Source organism: Rubripirellula obstinata (assembly GCF_001642955.1).
Taxonomy (GTDB): Bacteria; Planctomycetota; Planctomycetia; order Pirellulales; family Pirellulaceae; genus Rubripirellula; species Rubripirellula obstinata.
On sequence record NZ_LWSK01000205.1, the window covers coordinates 1 to 5,401 of the forward strand.

The 5,401-nt window shown below is 55.2% G+C and carries 7 protein-coding genes; all 7 read right to left on the reverse strand.

From position 1 onward, the window contains the following. Positions 1 to 446, reverse strand: a 446-nt coding sequence (locus RC85_RS24680) for a DUF2238 domain-containing protein (RefSeq protein WP_068267435.1), incomplete at its 3' end; no start/stop codon positions are given. 929 nt (positions 447 to 1,375) lie between these two features. Beyond that, the gene (locus RC85_RS27825) at positions 1,376 to 1,900 is read right to left on the reverse strand and encodes a hypothetical protein (RefSeq protein ID WP_149753175.1); all 525 of its coding nucleotides are present in this window, start codon (positions 1,898 to 1,900) and stop codon (positions 1,376 to 1,378) included. Positions 1,901 to 2,257: 357 nt separating this feature from the next. Continuing rightward, positions 2,258 to 2,734: a hypothetical protein gene (locus RC85_RS24705; RefSeq protein ID WP_068267442.1), complete on the reverse strand. Its 477-nt coding sequence runs from the start codon at positions 2,732 to 2,734 to the stop codon at positions 2,258 to 2,260. Beyond that, positions 2,731 to 2,970 (reverse strand): hypothetical protein, encoded by a 240-nt coding sequence (locus RC85_RS24710; protein WP_068267444.1) that lies wholly within the window; start codon positions 2,968 to 2,970, stop codon positions 2,731 to 2,733. Before RC85_RS24710 ends, RC85_RS24705 begins: the two co-directional genes overlap by 4 nt. 366 nt (positions 2,971 to 3,336) lie before the next feature. Then, positions 3,337 to 3,576, reverse strand: coding sequence for a hypothetical protein (locus tag RC85_RS27830; protein WP_068267446.1), 240 nt, complete (start codon positions 3,574 to 3,576; stop codon positions 3,337 to 3,339). A 582-nt stretch (positions 3,577 to 4,158) separates the two neighbouring features. After that, positions 4,159 to 4,392, reverse strand: coding sequence for a hypothetical protein (locus RC85_RS27835; RefSeq protein ID WP_149753172.1), 234 nt, complete (start codon positions 4,390 to 4,392; stop codon positions 4,159 to 4,161). Positions 4,393 to 4,758: 366 nt separating this feature from the next. Then, positions 4,759 to 5,238: a hypothetical protein gene (locus RC85_RS24720; RefSeq protein WP_068267450.1), complete on the reverse strand. Its 480-nt coding sequence runs from the start codon at positions 5,236 to 5,238 to the stop codon at positions 4,759 to 4,761. Positions 5,239 to 5,401 lie beyond the last annotated feature (163 nt).

The window sequence follows — 5,401 nt, forward strand, 5'->3', positions numbered from 1 at the left end:
TCGTATGCCGCGCCCACCGAAAGCACGCCGGACATTGCAATAAGTGCAGAAGGAAGCGGCTTGAGACGCAAAAACGCTTGTAAACATTCAGAGAACAACGGCAAGCCAAAAATCCCAGAAGCAAAATGTACCATTCGATCGTAGTGGTTGCGTTTCCAGCCGAATGTGTCAGATATAGTGTAGCCCGTCAGTGTAGCGGACCATGTGTCGTACGGGACAAACGAATAGATCCAGCGAGCACCAACGATGTGAATCCAGAGAAACGCAATTGAGCAGCAGAACGAGGTTCGCGATACGTTAAACCAACTTGTCGCGATGAGCAGCGCAATCAAGCCAACAAGTGTTGGGAGGTGCTGAAGCACAAGTTCAGTGGGATAAGGTGCGGCGACGAAAGACGCTGGGATTGCAAGCGACGTAACGATCAGGCAAAAGACTCGGGCGCTCATGAAGTCATTTCAGTCGGATAACGTCTAGGATCACCGGGTGGGGACGGAAAAGTCAACCATCACGGAAAATCTCGCAAGCCCCACTCCGGTGCATCCTTTGGTTATCCCTTTGCATTGAATCGAGCATGATCAATGCGTTGGAAAAGAACGACGGGACGTCGCCATGCTGGATGGGGCGTTGGTGCACAGGCTAGAGTGTAGCGTCGGGATCAGCGCAAAGGCAAGCAGCGGAATCGCGGTCAGCAAGCGAACGGTATGTCGCCGATGGGATGCCTTAAAGAAGTGGAAAAAAATCCCATCGGCGACATACCGTTCGTTTGCGGGAGGTGGAGCGGGGAAAAACGTGCAAGTGCACAATTCAGAAGCTGGTGAAGCGGTTTTAGGTCGCGTGGATTCGAGTCGCACAGTTAAGCGTTGGAGCGGAAAAGCAGGCTAGCGGCGAATCGAGTCGTCGCGATCTTCGTGCAAGTAAAGGATCAAGCGTTGAAGCGGAGATCGGGCCGGGGTGCAGCGGAGTTAGTGTCAGCGAGCGACCAGCACGATCATAGAAGGAGTGACCAAGCAAGCGATCCGACGTAACGAGTCTCGATGTGTAGGAAAGCAAGCGATCGAACGTTCGGCGTCGAAGCGGAGAGACCGCGCACCGAGCGGGATAACGTCTAGGATCACCGGGTGGGGACGGAAAAAGTAACCATCAGAAAGCAGCCGCAAGCCCCACTCCGGTGCATCCTTTGGTTATCCCTTTGCATTGAATCGAGCATGATCAATGCGTTGGAAAAGAACGACGGGACGTCGCCATGCTGGATGGAGCGTTGGTTCACAGGCTAAAGTGTAGCGTCGGGGTCAACGCAAAGGCAAGCAGCAGGATCGCGGGCGGTGCGAGCAAAGCAGCGGTCAGCAAGCGAACGGTATGTCGCCGATGGGATGCCTTAAAGAAGTGGAGAAAAATCCCATCGGCGACATTCCGTTCGTTTGCGGGAGGTGGAGCTGGGAAAAGCGTGCAAGGAGACGAGTAGGAAAGTGATGCAGCGGGGAAAGGTCGCGTGGATTCGAGTCGCACAGTTAAGCGTTGAAGCGGAAAAGCAGGCTAGCGGCGAATCGAATCGTCGCGACCTTCGTGCAAGTAAAGGATCAAGCGTTGAAGCGGAGTTTGGGCCGGGGTGCAGCGGAGATAGAGTCAGCGAGCGTCCACCACACGCAGAGAAGGAGTGACCAAGCAATCGTTTTAACGCAACCATGTCCGGTCGGCGACAAAGACCGAGCGTTGGAGAACGAAGCGGAGAGACGGAGCACCCAGTCGGATAACGGTATGCATCACCGAGGTGGCGGCGATTGACTTGCAAGCAAAGGGAAAGGTCTGCCACCGCCACTCCGGTGCATGCAATGGTTATCCGAAAAACACCATTGCGATGCGATCCGTCAGCGCGGACTTCGTCCCCGTGGGTGACAGCCACCGTTTTGAAATCGTAGCAAAGAGCGGTCGGTCAAGCAAGTTTCGGCGAGCAGCAGTAAATCGAGTATCCAAGGACAGGCGTTGGTTGATGCCACGCAGTGCATCCGGCACTTCAGCATTGATTGAGCATTGGAATTCGGGCGTCGGTTGATGCCCCGCAGGGCAGTATGGACTTGAGTATTGATCGAGTGTTGGGGTCAAAGCGGGTTTGGTCGTGCGTTGGTTGTGCCCCGCAGGGCGCGAGGCGGGCAGCAAGTGACCGCGGCCCAGTCGGATAACGGTCGGGATCACCGGGTACGGAGAGAAAAGTCAACCATCACGAAAAAGCGTGCAAGCCGTACTCCGGTGCATCCTATGGTTATCCGCCGTATTGGGTTGCGAACAACGGGACAAGAGACACGAACAGTCCCATTGGGAAGTCAGGGGCAAGTTCACGTGGCCCATTCCAGTGTATCAGCATCATTTGGTCGCCGCCAATCCGGGCGTAGGCACGTGCAAGCCAGATACGATTATCGCCAATGGTCAGCACAGATTGAATGCAAGCAATCCCAGTAAAGTCAACGTCGACGGGCGGTTCGTATGACACCGTGTCAATTTCGGCACGTGGTCGGATGCAGCGATCCGTAAAGTCACGCAGTTCAAGTTCAAGTGAGTCGTTGCACGCAGATAACGATTGCCGAAGCGGATACAGGCTTGCAAGGACGTCAGTTGCCTTGTGTGTAACGCAAATCGTGGAGTCGTCATCAATTAGTTCGTGCGTTGCGTCCGGCGGGATGCAGAACGAAGCGAAGTTCGGGTATTCGACCGTCAGCCAATCAGCGTGTTCATTCGTCATCGAGGTTGCAGCAGTGGGATTTCAGTCGGATAACGGTCGCGATCACCGGGCGGCGGCGAACGACTTGCAAGTTTAAAAATCGGCCAACCACCGCCGCTCTGGTGCATCGCATGGTTATCCGCGTCATGAGTCGAGCGTTGACCCGCGGAAGCGGAAAACAACGGCGGGACGCCGCCAGCGTAAACCGCGCGAGCGGAAAACAACGACGGAACGTCGCCATCCGATCTTTTGACCACCGGGGCAGGGATTGTAGCGAATTTCGAGCATGACGACACGAGGTTCACGATTGCGACAAACCCATGATTTGACGAAAAGGACAATGTCGAATGACCGTTTGAACAGTGAGGATGCACCAGCGGAAAGGTATCGAAATCAAATCAGACCGACGCGACAAACAAGCATCACGAGAAGAGAGTAGCGAGTTTCGGGCGTTGCAAATGCCCCGCAGGGCAGCGTTGCCTTCAGTCGGCAAGAACGCTTTGTAGCGAAGTCAAGCATCCCCGGGCGTTGCCATACCGGATAACGTCTAGGATCACCGGGTGGGGACGGAAAAGGTAACCATCAGAAAGCAGCCGCAAGCCCCACTCCGGTGCATCCTTTGGTTATCCGTCGGCATGGGATGCGATGGAAATCAGCGACAGGCCCGAGGCGCAAGACCGAGAACAGGCAATGCGAAAACATCGGTGTGAATCGAGGATGACCTGCGCGAGCAGAAAACATCGGCGGGACGCCGCCATACTGGATCGAGCGTAGCCTGCGAAGCAGAAAACATCGACGGGACGTCGCCACATGAACAAGTTTTGCATCGCGGTAAAGGTCTTCGGAATCGGGGATCGAATCATGACGAGGGTTGGGTCGTGTTCCGCTGGCGTCCCGTTCCGTCCGTGACCCGCGACGCGAGCAACCGTAGGAATCGACCAGTACCGTCCAGAGTAACGATGTGAAAGTCCAGTCGCAAGCAAATGAAGCGGGGCGAAGCGTAGGAGTAAGTGAGCGATCAACAAATCAAGGCACTGGCTGTGCCCCGCAGAGTCCGCCGCCACGACCGAGCACTCAGTCGGATAACGTCCGGGTTTTCCGGGCGGGGAGTGTAAAGTGTCAAACCGAACCAAAGCCCGCGCAAGCCCCGCTCCGGAACAACCCATGGTTATCCGTTCGCCACCTGAGCATCAGATCGCTTTAAGGGGGATGAGTGAATTTTGGAGTTAGTAAAAATCAAGACCGAACGTAGGAGTATCCCAAGTTTCACCACAGGATGGAAGGAAGCAAAGGGCATGACGCGATCGACAGGCCTAGAGGAAAAGAACAAAGCGTCGATCGTGGCGTGCCCTTTGCATCCGCCGTGAGAATCGTGTGAGAGCCTACCAGCAGATACGGCAGATGAAATAGGCAACCAGAAGGTTCCGTTCTTAGCGTTCTAAAGTTCACCATTGGCTTACGGTCTCCAAACCATGGACAGACGTTTTCGGTTTAGCGGTTGAGTGCATTCCACAGCACAAGTACGGATAACGGTATGCATCACCGAGGTGGCGGGATTTGACGTGCAAGCAGAGAGAAAAGCGTGCGACCGCCACTCCGGTGCATGCGATGGTTATCCGCAACACACCAGTGCGATACGATCGGTCAGCGCGGACTTCGTCCCCGTGGGTGACATCCACCGTGCTGAAAGGATAGCAAAGATTGGCAGGCAAGGCAAGTTTCGGCAAGCAGCATTAAATCGAGGAACCGAAGTCAGGCGTTGGTTGTGCCACGCAGTGCATCCGGCACGTCTGCATTAGTTGAGCATTGAGATTAAGGCGTTGGTTGATGCCCCGCAGGGCAGTCAGGACTTGAGTATTGATCGAGCGTTAGAGGCAAAGCAGTTTTGGCGGTCGTGTTTCAAGCTTTGGATATGCCCCGCAGGGCGCGAGGCGGGCAGCAAGTGTCCGCGGTTCAGTCGGATAACGGTCGGGATCACCGGGTACGGAGATAAAAGTCAACCATCACAGAAAAACGCGCAAGCCGTACTCCGGTGCATCCCATGGTTATCCGCCGTCTTGGGTGCCAGCATCGACGAGAAGTCCGGAGTATAGCGTAATCTGCGATCCGAAGCCATCAAGGTCAAAGCGAGAATGGGAAAAACGGTCACGCATGAACGGAACAAGAGCGTTGCCGAACGTGCGTTCGCGATCCAAGATGGATCGCATTTTGAGCGAGTCGACGTCGCACGCAGTCGCCAAATAGTCCAAGAAGGTATGAGCCAGAAGTGAAAGTGGTGAGTCGGAATCGGTAGGCGAAACGTGAATGACCGGTGAGTCATCGCGTATTTCACCGTTGCGTTTGAGTATCGCGTAATGCACCCCGTCAACGCCCATCATGCCGAAGACCATTGCGGATTTAGGCGTCGCCTCGTATCCGAAGTCATCATCGGGTGGAATCACCGGGCATTCGTCACCCATCACGGTGAAGCGTTCATCACCGTCAAGCGATTCGACAGCAGCGATAAACGCATCGAAGTCAGTCATAGCGTGGATGCAATGATTTCAGTCGGATAACGGTATGCATCACCGAGGTGGCGGGATTTGACGTGCAAGCAGAGAGAAAAGTGTGCGGCCGCCACTCCGGTGCATGCAATGGTTATCCGCAATACACCATCGCGATACGGTCCGTCGGCGCGGACTTCGTCCC